This window comes from Pseudomonas mandelii, from assembly GCF_002251635.1.
In the GTDB taxonomy this organism is placed as follows: domain Bacteria; phylum Pseudomonadota; class Gammaproteobacteria; order Pseudomonadales; family Pseudomonadaceae; genus Aquipseudomonas; species Aquipseudomonas mandelii_B.
Genome location: NZ_NMOJ01000212.1, coordinates 36641 through 51738 on the forward strand (window position 1 = coordinate 36641; position 15098 = coordinate 51738).

Sequence of the window (15098 nt, forward strand, 5' to 3'; positions counted from 1 at the left end):
CGGGCTCCCGGAATTCTTGTTATTGGGATTAAGCGAAATCAGGTGTTGCGACGCGGTTCTGTGGGAGTTGGCTTGCCTGCGATTCAGGCGACGCGGTCGTTAACCGAGTTGATGCCATCGCAGGCAAGCCAGCTCCCACAGGGGCCGAGCCAGCTTCAGATTGTTGTTACTTATCGCGAATCGAGAAGTTCGCCATATGCTCCAGGCCCTTGATCAGCGCCGAGTGGTCCCAGTTGCTGCCGCCGATGGCCGCGCAGGTGCTGAACACTTGCTGGGCGTTGGCGGTGTTCGGCAGGTTGATGTTCAGCTCTTTGGCGCCTTGCAGGGCCAGGTTCAGGTCCTTCTGGTGCAGGCTGATGCGGAAGCCCGGGTCGAAAGTGCCCTTGATCATCCGCTCGCCGTGCACTTCGAGGATCTTCGAGGAAGCAAAGCCACCCATCAGCGCTTCCCGCACCTTGGCCGGATCGGCGCCGTTTTTCGAGGCGAACAGCAGCGCTTCGGCCACGGCCTGGATGTTCAGTGCGACGATGATCTGGTTGGCCACTTTGGCGGTCTGGCCATCGCCATTGCCGCCGACCAGCGTGATGTTCTTGCCCATGCTCTGGAACAGCGGCAGGGCGCGTTCAAACGTCTGCGGTTCGCCACCGACCATGATGCTCAAGGTGCCGCCCTTGGCGCCGACTTCACCACCGGATACGGGGGCGTCGAGGTATTGAGCGCCTTTTTCGTTGACCTTGGCCGCGAAGGCTTTGGTGGCGGTCGGCGAGATCGAGCTCATGTCGATGACGATTTTGCCTTTGCCCACGCCGGCTGCAACGCCGTCGGCGCGGAACAGCACGTCGTCGACCTGCGGGGTATCGGGCACCATGATGATGATGACTTCAGCTTCCTGGGCGACTTCTTTCGGGTTCGCCAGGGCAATGGCGCCACCGGCAATCAGGTCGGCCGGTGCGGCGTCGTGGTGCGCCGACAGGAACAGGCTGTGACCGGCTTTCTGCAGGTTCAACGCCATTGGGTGGCCCATGATGCCGGTGCCGATAAATCCGATTTTAGCCATGAGAAATTCCTCTTGTTTTTATTGCTGCTTCAAGCGAATGGGGAAGTACTGCTTTTGTAGGAGCCGGCTTGCTGGCGATCCGGGCGACGCGGTCTGTCATAGACACCGCGGTGAGGCGATCGTCGGAACGCCGCCCGCAGCAAGCCGGCTCCTACAGGAGATTGCGTCAGATCGCGTTATGGGTTTTCAGCCAGCCAAGGCCTGCTTCGGTGGTGGTCAGCGGCTTGTATTCGCAGCCAACCCAACCCGAATAACCGATGCGGTCCAAATGCTCGAACAGGAAGCGGTAGTTGATCTCACCGGTCCCCGGCTCGTTGCGGCCCGGGTTGTCGGCCAGCTGGATGTGGTTGATTTCACCCAGGTGCGCAGCCATGGTCCGAGCCAAGTCACCTTCCATGATTTGCATGTGGTAGATGTCGTATTGCAGGAACAGGTTGGCGCTGCCCACCTGCTCGCGAATCGACAGGGCCTGCGCAGTGTTGTTCAGGTAGAAGCCCGGGATATCGCGGGTATTGATCGCTTCCATCACCAGTTTGATGCCCACCGCTTGCAGCTTGTCGGCGGCGTACTTGAGGTTGGCGACAAAGGTTTTTTCCACGGTGGCATCGTCGACGCCTTGTGGACGAATACCGGCCAGGCAGTTGACCTGGGTGTTGCCCAGCACTTGCGCATAAGCGATCGCCAGATCGACACCGGCGCGGAACTCTTCGACACGGTCCGGCAGGCACGCAATACCGCGCTCGCCCTTGGCCCAGTCACCGGCCGGCAGGTTGAACAGCACTTGGGTCAGGCCGTTGGCGTCCAGCTGCGCCTTGATCTCGGCGGAGCTGAATTCGTACGGGAACAGGTACTCGACACCTTGAAAGCCAGCATCGGCAGCCGCTTTGAAACGGGCAAGAAAATCCTGCTCAGTGAACAGCATGGACAGGTTGGCTGCGAAACGCGGCATGGTGGTCTCCCGTGTATGTGTGGTGGGCGTTCCCGGATCCTTGGTGGAGCGAGCTTGCTNNACCGCTATCGCGAGCAAGCTCGCTCCCACAGGAGGCGGGAACGACCCTACAAGTTAATCCAGCAACGAAATCGCGGTCGGTGCATCGTTGCCGACCAGCGCCAAGTCTTCGAATTCGTTGACGGCGTTGATCTCGGTGCCCATGGAAATGTTGGTCACGCGCTCCAGAATAATCTCGACGATCACCGGCACCTTGAACTCTTCGATCAGCTCTTGAGCCTTGCGCAGGGCAGGCTGGATCTGACCCGGTTCGAACACACGCAGCGCCTTGCAGCCGAGGCCTTCGGCCACCGCGACGTGGTCGACACCGTAACCGTTGAGTTCCGGAGCGTTGAGGTTGTCGAAGGACAGCTGCACGCAGTAGTCCATTTCAAAACCGCGCTGGGCCTGGCGGATCAAACCCAGGTAGGAGTTGTTCACCACCACGTGGATGTACGGCAGCTTGAACTGCGCGCCCACGGCCAGTTCTTCGATCATGAACTGGAAATCATAGTCGCCCGACAGTGCCACGACCTTGCGGGTCGGATCAGCCTTGACCACGCCCAGTGCGGCCGGAATGGTCCAGCCCANCGGGCCGGCCTGGCCGCAGTTGATCCAGTGGCGCGGCTTGTAGACGTGCAGGAATTGCGCGCCGGCAATCTGCGACAGCCCGATGGTGCTGACGTAGCACGTGTCTTTGCCGAACACCTGGTTCATCTCTTCGTACACCCGTTGCGGCTTGACCGGCACGTTGTCGAAGTGGGTCTTGCGGTGCAGGGTGGCTTTGCGCTGCTGGCAGTCTTGCAGCCAGGCGCTGCGGTTTTTCAGCTTGCCGGCGGCTTGCCATTCGCGGGCCACTTCAATGAACATCGTCAGTGCGGAACCGGCGTCGGAGACGATGCCCAGGTCCGGCGTGAACACGCGGCCGATTTGCGTCGGCTCGATGTCCACGTGAATGAATTTTCGCCCTTCGGTGTACACCTCCACCGAACCGGTGTGGCGGTTGGCCCAGCGGTTACCGATGCCCAGCACCACGTCCGACTTGAGCATGGTCGCGTTGCCATAACGGTGCGAGGTCTGCAGGCCGACCATGCCCACCATCAGCGGGTGGTCGTCCGGGATCGTGCCCCAGCCCATCAGGGTCGGGATCACCGGGATGCCGGTCAGTTCGGCGAACTCCACCAGCAATTCGCTGGCATCGGCATTGATGATGCCGCCACCGGCGACGAGCAATGGACGCTCGGCTTGATCGAGCATGGCCAGGGCCTTCTCGATTTGCATGCGCGTGGCCAATGGCTTGGCGAGCGGCAGTGGCTGGTAGGCGTCGATGTCGAATTCGATCTCGGCCATCTGCACGTCGAACGGCAGGTCGATCAGCACCGGGCCTGGGCGGCCGGAGCGCATTTCATAGAAGGCTTTCTGGAACGCGTAGGGCACCTGGCCCGGCTCCATGACCGTGGTTGCCCACTTGGTCACGGGCTTGACGATGGTGGTGATGTCGACGGCCTGGAAGTCTTCCTTATGCATACGGGCACGCGGGGCTTGGCCGGTGATGCAGAGAATCGGGATCGAGTCGGCCGAGGCGCTGTACAGGCCGGTGACCATGTCGGTGCCCGCCGGGCCCGAAGTGCCGATGCACACGCCGATGTTGCCAGCCTTGGTGCGAGTGTAGCCCTCGGCCATGTGCGAGGCGCCTTCAACGTGGCGAGCAAGGACGTGATCGATGCCACCGACCTTCTGCAAGGCCGAATACAGCGGGTTGATCGCGGCGCCCGGGATACCGAAGGCGGTGTCGACCCCTTCACGGCGCATCACCAGGACAGCGGCTTCGATTGCTCTCATTTTGCTCATGGTTTTGGTGCCTCTTGCGTTTTGTAATTGTATACAAGTGGNTTTGCGCAGAGTGTATTCACGGCGGACGGCGCAGGTCAATCCATTTTCTCAAGCGACTGTTTCATTCGTCGGAAGCCCGGTCTGCTGTGGCTTTTCGTCGCATGTGGCGCTTTTCGAGAATTATTGTATACAAAAAAATAACTCATTGTGTTCTATTTATTGCATCGGACTGCGGCACAAACGCGCAGGCCACTGGCTTTCCCTATAACAAAATGAGGACGGCACCATGAGCGCTTTAACCTTGAAAGTTGCAGTCAACCTGATCGATCAGGCCATCATCGCCGGGCGTGCAATTTCCGCGGCNCCGCTCACCATTGCGGTGCTCGACAGCGGCGGACACTTGGTCACCCTGCAGCGCGAAGACGGCGCCAGCCTGCTGCGCCCGCAAATCGCCATTGGCAAGGCCTGGGGCGCGATTGCCCTGGGCAAGGGCTCACGTTTGCTGGCACTGGACGCGCAGCAGCGCCCGGCGTTTATCGCGGCGTTGAACAGCCTGGGGCAGGGCAGCGTAGTGCCCGCGCCGGGCGGGGTGTTGATTCGGGATCAGGAGGGCGTGGTGCTCGGGGCGATCGGGATCAGCGGGGATCTTTCTGATGTTGACGAGCAGTGTGCGATCAGTGCGATCGAGGCGGTGGGGTTGCGGGCGGATGCTGGGGTGGTGGCTTGAATTTGTAGTGCCTGACCCATTGCTATCGCGGGCAAGCTCGCTCCCACAGGATTTGATCGTGGTCACAGAACATGTGAACACCGCCGATACTTGTGGGAGCGGGCTTGCCCGCGATGACTGTTTATCAGACACATTCAGCTAAAAGTCTGTCCCACTCTCTGGCATTCACAAGTCTAGTCTTCTCATGAATTCATTAATTCATGATGAGAGAGGCAAAGGAATGCCTGATTTACCTGCTTCACATCGCTTGCGGACGGGGCGCTATGCCGAACCCAGCCGGATTTATTTGTTAACCAGCAATACACTTCACAGGATCCCGGTTTTCAAGGATTTCGCTTTGGGCAGATTGGTGGTTCATCAATTTCGTCGGGCACAAGATCTCGGATTGGCCAAATCACTGGCTTGGGTCGTCATGCCCGACCATTTTCATTGGCTGGTCGAATTGGAAAACTGTTCGCTCAGAAAGCTGATGCGCCAGACTAAATCCCTTATCACTAGAGAGGTAAATCTTTCGAGTAGTAAAAGTGGGCCGCTTTGGCAGCAGGGTTATCACGACCGGGCGTTAAGGCGGGAGGAAGATTTGGTGAAATTGGCCAGGTATGTGGTGGCCAATCCGTTGCGGGCTGGATTGGTGAAGAAGATTGGCGACTATCCGTTGTGGGATGCGATTTGGGTTTGAGTCGGCACCGAGTTGCCTTCATCGCTGGCAAGCCAGCTCCCACAAGTTTCACACAAATCTCTGTGGGAGCTGGCTTGCCAGCGATGCCTGCACCACGGTCTACCTGTCCAGCTCACACCCCTTCAACACCAGCCGAATTATCGTCTGCGCCGCCGCTTCATAGTCCTCTTCATCCAGCTTGGCCTTGCCAGTGATGGCCGTGATCTGCCAGTCAAAGTCGGCATACGTCTGCGTCGCCGCCCAGATGCTGAACATCAAGTGATTGGGGTCGATGGGGGCGATTTGTCCGCGGTCGATCCAGGTCTGGATGCAGTCGATGTTGTGCTTGGCCTGGCCGTTGAGTTGCTCGACCAGGTCGGCGCTCAGGTGCGGGGCGCCGTGCATGATTTCGCTGGCGAANACCTTGGAGGCNAAAGGCAGGTCGCGGGAGATGCGGATCTTCGAGCGAATGTAGCCGCTCAGCACTTCGCTGGGCACACCGTCGGCGTTGAACGGCGTCGACGCCTGCAGGATCGGCTCGATGATGCTTTCCAGGACCTCGCGGTAGAGGTTTTCCTTGGACTTGAAGTAGTAATAGACGTTGGGCTTTGGCAGCCCGGCCTTGGCGGCGATATCACTGGTTTTGGTCGCGGCGAAGCCCTTGTCGGCAAACTCCTCGCTCGCCGCCCGCAGGATCATTTCTTTATTGCGCTCGCGAATGGTGCTCATAAACCAGGGGNNTCCTTGCCTGTTCTGGCGGTTGCGCATGGTAGCACCGGCCTCGCGCGGCGCTCAAGAATGCCCCGTGTGGCGCTCGGTCGCGCTATGCTGCGCGGCATTCATTCAAGAAGGAAACCTGATTCATGGCAGGAAGCAGTTTGCTGGTGCTGATCGACGACATCGCCGCCGTTCTCGACGATGTGGCGTTGATGACCAAAATGGCCGCCAAGAAGACCGCCGGCGTGCTCGGCGACGATCTGGCGCTCAATGCCCAGCAGGTCAGCGGCGTGCGTGCCGAGCGCGAAATACCGGTCGTTTGGGCCGTGGCCAAGGGGTCGTTTCTCAACAAGCTGATCCTGGTGCCGTCGGCGCTGGCGATCAGCGTGTTCATCCCGTGGCTGGTCACCCCACTGTTGATGGTCGGTGGCGCGTACCTGTGTTTCGAAGGTTTCGAGAAACTCGCCCACAAATTTCTGCACAGCAAGGCTGAAGATCAGGCCGAACATGCGGAGCTGGTTGAAGCCGTGGCCGATCCCGCTATTGATCTGGTGGCGTTCGAGAAAGACAAGATCAAGGGCGCCATCCGCACTGACTTCATCCTGTCGGCGGAAATCATCGCCATCACCCTTGGCACCGTGGCGGATGCGTCGTTGACCCAGCAGGTCATCGTGCTGTCGGGCATCGCCATTGTCATGACCATCGGTGTTTATGGCCTGGTCGCGGGTATCGTCAAGCTTGATGACCTCGGCCTGTGGCTGACCCAGAAGCCTGGGCAGATGGCTAAAAGCATCGGCGGCGGGATTCTGCGCGCGGCGCCGTACATGATGAAAAGCCTGTCGGTGATCGGCACGGCGGCGATGTTCCTGGTGGGCGGCGGGATTCTGACCCATGGCGTGCCGGTGGTGCATCACTGGATTGAAAGCGTGAGTGCGGGGGCGGGCGGTGCCGGGTTTATCGTGCCGACGTTGCTGAATGCGGTGGCGGGGATTTTGGCGGGTGCCGTTGTGTTGGCGGGGGTGATGGTCGTCAGCAAACTCTACAAGGCGCTGAAAGGCTAAAATTTGGCACTGACCAAAAATGTGGGAGCGGGCTTGCTCGCGAAGGCGGTGTGTCAGTTACATCAATGCTAAATGNCCCACCGCTTTCGCGAGCAAGCCCGCTCCCACAGTGGTTCTGTAGTGATTGAAAAATACCCATTAAAAAGGCCATTCGATCTGCATCGAATGGCCTTTTTTGTTGCCGATGGAATTACTCGGCGATCTGCAACTTGCGTGACTCGGTGTACACGTAGCGCACCTTTTCATACTCGAACGGCGAGTTCATCTGACCGTAGCGGAAGCTGGTCTGGTAGCGCTTGTCGACGGCGCGCAGGGCCCAGATTTCCGGGTGGTTTTCGCTGACCTTGGACACGTTCAGGAAGTTGATCGCCGATTCGGCACTGAAGTCCACCACCAGGCCGCCGGTGTCGCGGATGTTCGAAGGGCCGAGGATCGGCAACACCAGGTACGCGCCGCCGGGCACGCCGTAGAAACCCAGGGTCTGGCCGAAGTCTTCGCTCTGGCGTGGCAGTCCCATGGCGGTAGCCGGGTCCCACAGGCCGGCGACGCCGATGGTGGTGTTGAGCAGCAGGCGCCCGGTGGTTTCCAGGGAGCGGTGGCCCTTGAGTTGCAGCAGGCTGTTCAACAGGTTGGGCACGTCGCCCAGGTTGTTGAAGAAGTTGCTGACGCCGGTGCGCAGGAAGCTCGGCGTGACATAGCGATAACCGTCAACCACCGGCAGGAACACCCATTGGTCGAAGCGGTAGTTGAAGTGGTACACGCGGCGGTTCCACTCTTCCAGCGGATCGTAGACGTTCAGCGCATTGAGCGTAGAACGTTCGAACTCGCGCTGATCCAGCCCCGGGTTGAACTTGAGTTTGCTCAGCGGTTCCTTGAAACCGTCACTGTCGACCACGACAGGTTCGTGGGCCTTGCTGTTGTCGGCATTGGCGACGCCCGCGCACATCAGGGCAGCGAGCAGCAGAAGATATTTAGCCACGGAAGAACTCCAGCATGGCGTCGGCGTTGACGCGGTAATTGAGGTTGCCGCAGTGGCCGCCCAGCGGGTAGACGGTCAAGCGATCGCCGAAGGTTTTACGCAGGAAACCGAGGTCGCCAGGGCCGAGAATCACGTCGTCGGCGTTGTGCATCACCGCGATTTTCGGGCTGTCGTGCAGGTAGTCCTTGAGCGCATAGAGGCTGACCTGGTCGACCAGTTGCAGCAGGCTGCCGCCGTCGGAGCGTGCGCGCCACATCGGGATCACTTGTTCGGTGAGGTAGCAGTCGAAGTCGCATTGCAGCGCACGCTTGAGGAACGGCGTGAGGCTGGTGCCTTCGGTGATCGGGTATTTGGGCGGGATGATCAGGCCACGGCGGTTGATCAGGTCCGAGGTAAAGGCAATGTCGGCCGCCGAGAAGCGGAACGAGGTGCCGATCAGCATCGCCATCTGTTCGTTGGTCAGGTGCTGCTTGGAGTTCTGGAAGTCGTAGAGCAGGGCGTCATTGAGGTCGATGTAGCCTTTTTGCTGGAAGTAGCGGGTCAGCTTGGCCAGTACCAGCTCATAGAAGGTGGTGGTGTTGTTGATGCCCTTGACCTCGGTCTGTACCAGCTTGTCGAGGTTGGTGATCGAGGTGTAGAGGTTGACCGGCGGGTTGAGCAGCAGCACTTTCTTGAAGTTGAAGCTGCGGCGGGTCTCGTCCAGCTTNGCGACGAAGGCCGCGTCCAGCGCACCCAGGCTGTAACCGGTCAGGTAGTAGTCGGTGACGGCGACGTGCGGGTTTTGCGCCCGCACGGCTTGCATCACGCGGTACATGTCTTCGGCGTCTTCCTGGGTGATACCCGGAGTGGCAAAGCGTGAAGCCGCGCTCATGAAGTCGAAACTGGTGGGCGAGGACAGCTGCACCACGTGGTAACCGGCCTTGTAGTAGAGCTTTTTCAGGTACTCATTGAGGCTGCTGTCATAACGCGCGCCGGTGCCAGCGATCAGGAAGATCAGCGGCGCGGCCTTTTCTTGCGTGGCGATGCGGTAGGTCAGCTTCTTGACTGGCCAGAAGTTGTCCGGCAATTGGAATTCACGCTCCGGACGCAGTGTCACGCTGCGTGTCTGCTGATCGATGTCGTCGTCCAGCGGCAACTCCGGGCGCAGGTCCGGCGGAGTCGTGGCAATGGTCGCCTCGAACGGGTTGGTCAAGGGGTAGCCATAACTGGCAGCGTCGATATCGACCGCCAGTGCAGACGCACTCAAAATAAGGCTGCCGAGTAAGGCAGCACAGCGCAAGGAACGGAGCATGACTTAATCCCTAAGAGGAAAGGGCCGAATGAAGTTCGCAGGCTATGACCACGGGGTTTGCGCCAAAGTGCCATGCTGCGGCACCAATCAGGGCGAATTTCGGATCAATAGTAGCTGGACGATACACTTTGCAGCTATTTGGTGAACAATTATCTGTTGCGCGCGTTTGCTTGACGCTGTCGGAGGATTAAGCTGGCCGCCGTTTTCGTTTATTGGAGTGCTTCATGTCCCGCCGTCTGCCCGTGATTTTGTTACTCGTTTTGCTGCCGTTATGGCTCGCTGCCAGTTATGGCGCGCGTTATGGCTTCATGGAGGATGGCCGGTGGGTGGGTATCTGCGTTGATGAGGCAAGCCGCTGGGAATGTCAGATTCGTTCGAACCTGGGCTTGATGATCCACTTCAAGGTATTGGGCTTTGCCGCATTGGCCGCCGCGATCATCGGGTTTGTGGTGCCGGGCCGGGCAGGGTGGTGGCTGGCGGTGCTGGCGCTGGTGTTCGGGTTTCCGGCGCTGGCGTTGTACAACACGACCTTGGCCGTTTTTGCGGTGGTGATTGCGGGGTTGCGGCTGGTTCGGGCGTCTCGTAGCGCCTGATAGTCTGTCATCGCGAGCAAGCTCGCTCCCACATTTAACCGCGTTCTTCTGAGCAACTCGGTCAATGTGGGAGCGAGCTTGCTCGCGATGAGGCCAGTACAGGCACTGAAGTCAGCCCTTGCGAACCCGCAAACTGCGCCACAACGCCGCCACCATCAATACACTCACCACCGCCCAACCCCACGCCTGCTGGTTCAGCAGACCTTCACGGTAGAGCTGCGGCGCAATGCCGGCACCGATGATGAAGGTCAGCAGGGCGATTTCACGGCGCGGCACGCTCACCGGGCGGCACAGGTAAACCAGCGCCGGCAGGATGAAGGCGACACTTGGAAAGCTGCGATAACGCGGATCGAACACCAGCTCCAGCATCATCACCGCCGCCGCAAAACCTGCTCCAGCGACCAGCCAGCCCGCTCGACGCTCCAGTGCATTGAACGCACGCTCACGCCAACCGGTACGAGCGCTCAGCGTCAATGCGGCATGCGCCAGCACCAACAGATTCAAACCCGTCAGCAACGCCACCCACAACCATTCACTGGCAAAGCGCGTCGTGACTCGCGCCAGATCGCCCCAGGCACCAATCGAGCAAGCCGCCAGTGCGCCGAGCAGCGGCAGCACCAGTGCGGCACGGGTGGTGCGCACACGCCCGCCAAGGATCAGCGTGCCAAGAAAGATCAAGCCGCCAACGGCCAGCCACTGCGACCAGTACGGCACGTTCGACACGGGACCGGCCAGCACGCCCTTGTCCTGGCGATCAGCATCGAACAGCCCCCAGTAACCACCGACCGCACCTTCGCTGGCGCGTTTCCAGGGCTGGTCGAAGGCTTCGATCAGGTTGTAATGCCAGCCTTGTTGCTCGGCCATGATGACAAAACCGCGAATGAACTTGGCTTCGTTAACCCGGCTCGGCAGGGCGGTTTCGCGCTGACGGCCTTCGCTCGGCCAGCCGGTTTCGCCAATCACCACGTCCTTGGGCGCGAATTTGTTGCCGAACACCTGACGCACTTCGGCCACATGCTGCAGCGCGGCGTCGATGCCGGACGGGTCATCTTCCCAGTACGGCAGCAGGTGAATGGTCAGGAAATCCACGGCCGGGGCAATTTCCGGGTGCTTGAGCCAAAACTCCCAGACATCGGCGTAAGTGACCGGCTGCTTGACCTGGCTTTTGACTTTATTGATCAGCTTCGCCAGCTGCGCACCGGTGACTTCCTTGCGCAGCAGGGTTTCGTTGCCGACGATCACCGAAGTCACCACGTCCGCGTTGGCGTTGGCCGAGGCGATCAGCAGGTCGACTTCTTTCTCGGTGTCCACCGGGTTGCTGTTGACCCAGGCGCCGATCATCAGTTTCAGGCCATGCTTGCGCGCCAGATCGGGTAACGCCTCGAGGCCGGTCATGGAATAGGTGCGGATGCACTCGAAGCGGGTGGCCAGCAAGGCCAGGTCGGCGTCCATGCGCTCGGGACGCAGCTTGAACGGCTGATCGAACGGCGATTGGTCTTTGTCGAACGGGGTGTAGGAGGCGCATTGCAGCTTGTGCGTCGCGCTGGCCACGTCCGGCAGAATCACCGGTTTGCCAAGGCCATACCAAAAGCCGCCAAGGGCAAACAGCCCCAGCAGGCAAGCGAAGAGATAAGCCAGAAAAGGAAAGCGGGATGTCGCGGGCATGGTCAGGCCGTCTGGGAGCAAAGCCGCGCATGTTACCTGCATTTGCCCCGCGCTTGGGCCCTTGCATGATTTTGACATGCAAAGTTCGGGCGGATTGGCCGGTGGGCTTTCTGTGCACTAGATTAATGGCGATCTGATGTCGTTTCTCGATGCCTTGAGGTCGCTGACAGCACAGGTTCCGGTTGTCGTCAGGTTGATTATCGAGGCATCAGTGCTCCCATGGAAAATCACGCTGATGTTCGAACGAGTTTGCGGTGGGCGTGATGGGGGCGCTGTGCACCATAACAATACGTTGACGNCGCTCGGCATCCGTCGGGCGCAGCACTTTCGGGGAAGTACTATGAAGATGCGACGACTCTTGGGCGCAGCTGCCACTCTGGTAGTTGCGATGGGCTCCACACTGGCCAGCGCCGACAGCAAAACCCTGAGCATCGGCTATGTAGACGGCTGGTCCGACAGCGTTGCCACCACTCACGTGGCGGCAGAGGTGATCAAGGAAAAGCTCGGTTATGACGTGAAACTGCAAGCCGTCGCCACCGGGATCATGTGGCAGGGCGTAGCTACCGGCAAACTCGACGCCATGCTTTCCGCCTGGCTGCCCGTGACCCACGGTGAATACTGGGCCAAGAACAAGGACAAGGTGGTCGACTACGGGCCTAACTTCAAGGATGCGAAAATTGGCTTGATCGTGCCGGAGTACGTCAAGGCCAAGTCCATCGAAGACCTNAAAACTGACGACACCTTCAAAAAACGCATCGTCGGCATCGACGCCGGTTCGGGCGTGATGCTTAAAACCGAGCAGGCGATCAAGGATTACGATCTGACCGGGTATCAACTCAAGGCCAGTTCCGGCGCCGGCATGATTGCCGAGCTGACCCGTGCCGAGAAGAAAAAGGAATCCATTGCGGTGACCGGTTGGGTGCCACACTGGATGTTCGCCAAGTGGAAACTGCGCTTCCTGGACGACCCGAAAGGCGTTTATGGCGCGGCTGAAACCGTGAACAGCATTGGCAGCAAAGAACTGGCGACCAAGGCTCCGGAAGTTGCCAAGTTCCTGAAGAACTTCCAGTGGGCCTCGAANGACGAAATCGGCGAAGTCATGCTCGCGATTCAAGACGGCGCCAAGCCTGANGCCGCAGCGAAAGATTGGGTGGCCAAACACCCTGAGCGCGTTGCAGACTGGATCAAGTGATTTGAGCTGACGGCTCTAGTCAGCCTCTATCAAGGCCCCTTGGCACATTGCCAAGGGGCCTTTTGTTTTCCCCTGTGGGAGCGAGCCTGCTCGCGATTGCGGTGTTCACTCCGCAATCGCGAGCAGGCTCGCTCCCACATTTATTTAATGGATGCTGAACAATGGCGATTCTGTCATGTCGTTCTAATACTAAGGTCGTCTGGAACCTGTTCTGCAGCCGCATACAGTGGATACGTTCCAATAATAAAAAGCTGTGCTGCGAGGATAAAAACAATGAACGACAGCATTTACCTCTCGATTCAAAACAGCCCGCGTTTCAAGGAGCTGGTGAGAAAAAGGGAAAGGTTCGCCTGGATTCTCTCGGCGATCATGCTAGGGCTTTACTCCGGATTCATCCTTTTGATTGCTTACGGGCCGCATATTCTGGGGGCGAAAATCAGCCCCGAGTCTTCGATTACCTGGGGGATACCGATTGGTGTCGGGCTGATTCTTTCGGCCTTTGTCCTGACTGCGATTTACGTACGACGCGCCAACGGCGAATTTGACGACCTGAACAATGCGATTCTCAAGGAGGCTGCGCAATGATCCGTCGTCTAATGGCTCTATTGAGCATCGCAGCCTTTGCACCTGGCGCCTGGGCAGCTGAAGCCCTGACTGGCGAAGTGCANAAACAACCGCTGAATATCCCGGCGATCCTGATGTTCGTCGCCTTCGTCGGCGCGACCCTGTGCATCACCTACTGGGCATCCAAGCGCAACAAATCGGCCGCCGACTACTATGCGGCCGGCGGCAAGATCACCGGTTTCCAGAACGGCCTGGCGATTGCTGGCGACTACATGTCGGCGGCGTCCTTCCTGGGGATTTCCGCGCTGGTGTTCACCTCCGGCTACGATGGCCTGATCTACTCGATCGGCTTCCTGGTGGGCTGGCCGATCATTCTGTTCCTGATCGCCGAACGCCTGCGTAACCTGGGCAAGTACACCTTTGCCGACGTAGCGTCCTATCGCCTGGGGCAAACCCAGATCCGCAGCCTGTCGGCCTGTGGCTCGCTGGTGGTGGTGGCGTTCTACCTGATCGCGCAGATGGTTGGCGCGGGCAAGCTGATCCAGTTGCTGTTCGGCCTCGATTACCATGTGGCGGTGATCCTGGTGGGCATCCTGATGTGCATGTACGTGCTGTTCGGCGGCATGCTGGCGACCACATGGGTGCAGATCATCAAGGCGGTCCTGCTGCTGTCCGGCGCCTCGTTCATGGCGCTGATGGTGATGAAGCACGTCAACTTCGACTTCAACATGCTGTTTTCCGAGGCGATCAAGGTTCACCCTAAAGGTGAAGCGATCATGAGTCCCGGCGGCCTGGTGAAAGATCCGATCTCTGCATTCTCCTTGGGGCTGGCGCTGATGTTCGGCACCGCAGGCCTGCCGCACATCCTGATGCGCTTCTTCACCGTAAGCGACGCCAAGGAAGCTCGTAAGAGCGTGCTGTATGCCACGGGCTTCATCGGCTACTTCTACATCCTGACCTTTATCATCGGCTTCGGCGCGATCCTGTTGGTCAGCACCAACCCGGCGTTCAAGGATGCGGCAGGCGCCTTGCTGGGCGGTAACAACATGGCGGCGGTGCACCTGGCCAACGCGGTGGGCGGCAGTATCTTCCTGGGCTTCATCTCGGCTGTGGCATTTGCCACCATCCTGGCGGTGGTTGCCGGTTTGACCCTGGCGGGCGCTTCGGCGGTGTCCCATGACCTGTATGCCAGCGTGATCAAGAAAGGCAAGGCCAACGAAAAGGATGAGATTCGCGTGTCGAAGATCACCACCATCGCCCTGGCGGTGCTGGCAATCGGCCTGGGTATCCTGTTCGAAAGCCAGAACATTGCGTTCATGGTCGGCCTGGCGTTCTCCATTGCGGCCAGCTGTAACTTCCCGGTACTGCTGCTTTCCATGTACTGGAAAAACCTCACCACCCGTGGCGCGATGATTGGCGGCTGGTTGGGGCTAATCAGTGCTGTTGGTTTGATGGTGCTTGGCCCGACCATCTGGGTCTCGATCCTGCACCACGAAAAAGCCATCTTCCCGTACGAGTACCCGGCGCTGTTCTCGATGATCATCGCGTTCGTCGGTATCTGGTTCTTCTCCATCACCGACAAGTCGACAGCTGGCGTTAATGAGCGTGCGCTGTTCTTCCCGCAGTTTGTTCGTTCGCAGACCGGTTTGGGGGCGAGTGGGGCGGTTTCTCACTAAGGCTTCGAGTTTGTCTGTGTAAGTTGCGTTAATCGAAAAATGCCCCGGTCGAGAGATTGGGGCATTTTTTTGGGTTCGGCGTTGACTCTGTGGGGGG

General features: G+C 59.3%; 14 protein-coding genes. 7 read left to right on the plus strand and 7 right to left on the minus strand.

All coding sequences use genetic code 11. The features are described from left to right. Positions 1-166: 166 nt before the first annotated feature. The 3 genes from B7L09_RS26155 to gcl form a co-directional block, all read right to left on the minus strand. Positions 167-1057: a 2-hydroxy-3-oxopropionate reductase gene (locus B7L09_RS26155; RefSeq protein WP_094471281.1), complete on the minus strand. Its 891-nt coding sequence runs from the start codon at positions 1055-1057 to the stop codon at positions 167-169. Between the two features lie 166 nt (positions 1058-1223). Further along, the gene (hyi, locus tag B7L09_RS26160) at positions 1224-2006 is read right to left on the minus strand and encodes a hydroxypyruvate isomerase (RefSeq protein WP_094471282.1); all 783 of its coding nucleotides are present in this window, start codon (positions 2004-2006) and stop codon (positions 1224-1226) included. Between the two features lie 114 nt (positions 2007-2120). Beyond that, positions 2121-3896 carry a glyoxylate carboligase gene (gcl, locus tag B7L09_RS26165; protein ID WP_094471283.1) on the minus strand — a complete coding sequence of 592 codons (1776 nt, stop codon included), beginning with the start codon at positions 3894-3896 and terminating at the stop codon, positions 2121-2123. A 268-nt stretch (positions 3897-4164) separates the two neighbouring features. On the opposite strand from gcl, the gene B7L09_RS26170 reads away from it, so the two are divergent. Beyond that, on the plus strand, positions 4165-4605 hold the full coding sequence (locus B7L09_RS26170) for a GlcG/HbpS family heme-binding protein (protein ID WP_094471284.1): 441 nt from the start codon (positions 4165-4167) through the stop codon (positions 4603-4605). Positions 4606-4825: 220 nt separating this feature from the next. Beyond that, positions 4826-5284: an REP-associated tyrosine transposase gene (locus tag B7L09_RS26175; RefSeq protein ID WP_094471285.1), complete on the plus strand. Its 459-nt coding sequence runs from the start codon at positions 4826-4828 to the stop codon at positions 5282-5284. 99 nt (positions 5285-5383) lie between these two features. Here the strand turns inward: B7L09_RS26175 and B7L09_RS26180 are convergent, their stop codons facing one another. Continuing rightward, the gene (locus B7L09_RS26180; protein WP_094471286.1) at positions 5384-5992 is read right to left on the minus strand and encodes a TetR/AcrR family transcriptional regulator; all 609 of its coding nucleotides are present in this window, start codon (positions 5990-5992) and stop codon (positions 5384-5386) included. A 134-nt stretch (positions 5993-6126) separates the two neighbouring features. Between B7L09_RS26180 and B7L09_RS26185 the strand changes: the two genes are divergently transcribed. Continuing rightward, positions 6127-7041, plus strand: a complete 915-nt coding sequence (locus B7L09_RS26185) for a DUF808 domain-containing protein (protein WP_094471287.1) — start codon at positions 6127-6129, stop codon at positions 7039-7041. A gap of 190 nt (positions 7042-7231) precedes the next feature. Here B7L09_RS26185 and B7L09_RS26190 read toward each other — a convergent pair whose 3' ends face one another. Both B7L09_RS26190 and B7L09_RS26195 read right to left on the minus strand, forming a co-directional pair. Continuing rightward, entirely contained in the window at positions 7232-8020 is a 789-nt protein-coding gene (locus B7L09_RS26190; RefSeq protein WP_094471288.1) for an MlaA family lipoprotein, read from the minus strand. Further along, on the minus strand, positions 8013-9311 hold the full coding sequence (locus tag B7L09_RS26195; RefSeq protein WP_094471289.1) for a serine/threonine protein kinase: 1299 nt from the start codon (positions 9309-9311) through the stop codon (positions 8013-8015). The genes B7L09_RS26190 and B7L09_RS26195 overlap by 8 nt, the downstream gene beginning before the upstream one ends. 224 nt (positions 9312-9535) lie before the next feature. On the opposite strand from B7L09_RS26195, the gene B7L09_RS26200 reads away from it, so the two are divergent. After that, a complete protein-coding gene (locus B7L09_RS26200) occupies positions 9536-9904 on the plus strand; it encodes a hypothetical protein (RefSeq protein WP_094471290.1) in 369 nt (122 codons plus the stop codon). Positions 9905-10015: 111 nt separating this feature from the next. Here B7L09_RS26200 and B7L09_RS26205 read toward each other — a convergent pair whose 3' ends face one another. Next, a complete protein-coding gene (locus tag B7L09_RS26205) occupies positions 10016-11611 on the minus strand; it encodes a glycoside hydrolase family 17 protein (RefSeq protein ID WP_094471291.1) in 1596 nt (531 codons plus the stop codon). A 298-nt stretch (positions 11612-11909) separates the two neighbouring features. On the opposite strand from B7L09_RS26205, the gene B7L09_RS26215 reads away from it, so the two are divergent. From B7L09_RS26215 to B7L09_RS26225, 3 genes are all read left to right on the plus strand, one after another. Next, entirely contained in the window at positions 11910-12761 is an 852-nt protein-coding gene (locus B7L09_RS26215; RefSeq protein ID WP_094471295.1) for a glycine betaine ABC transporter substrate-binding protein, read from the plus strand. 273 nt (positions 12762-13034) lie between these two features. After that, the gene (locus B7L09_RS26220; protein ID WP_094471292.1) at positions 13035-13346 is read left to right on the plus strand and encodes a DUF485 domain-containing protein; all 312 of its coding nucleotides are present in this window, start codon (positions 13035-13037) and stop codon (positions 13344-13346) included. After that, a complete protein-coding gene (locus tag B7L09_RS26225; protein ID WP_094471293.1) occupies positions 13343-15001 on the plus strand; it encodes a cation acetate symporter in 1659 nt (552 codons plus the stop codon). Before B7L09_RS26220 ends, B7L09_RS26225 begins: the two co-directional genes overlap by 4 nt. Positions 15002-15098: the final 97 nt, after the last annotated feature.

Bases quoted from the DNA above. Each gene is read 5' to 3' on its own strand.
- B7L09_RS26155 (WP_094471281.1), bottom strand. From the start codon at position 1,057: ATGGCTAAAATCGGATTTATCGGCACCGGCATCATGGGCCACCCAATG.
- hyi (WP_094471282.1), bottom strand. From the start codon at position 2,006: ATGCCGCGTTTCGCAGCCAACCTGTCCATGCTGTTCACTGAGCAGGAT.
- B7L09_RS26175 (WP_094471285.1), top strand. From the start codon at position 4,826: ATGCCTGATTTACCTGCTTCACATCGCTTGCGGACGGGGCGCTATGCC.
- B7L09_RS26185 (WP_094471287.1), top strand. From the start codon at position 6,127: ATGGCAGGAAGCAGTTTGCTGGTGCTGATCGACGACATCGCCGCCGTT.
- B7L09_RS26200 (WP_094471290.1), top strand. From the start codon at position 9,536: ATGTCCCGCCGTCTGCCCGTGATTTTGTTACTCGTTTTGCTGCCGTTA.
- B7L09_RS26205 (WP_094471291.1), bottom strand. From the start codon at position 11,611: ATGCAGGTAACATGCGCGGCTTTGCTCCCAGACGGCCTGACCATGCCC.
- B7L09_RS26220 (WP_094471292.1), top strand. From the start codon at position 13,035: ATGAACGACAGCATTTACCTCTCGATTCAAAACAGCCCGCGTTTCAAG.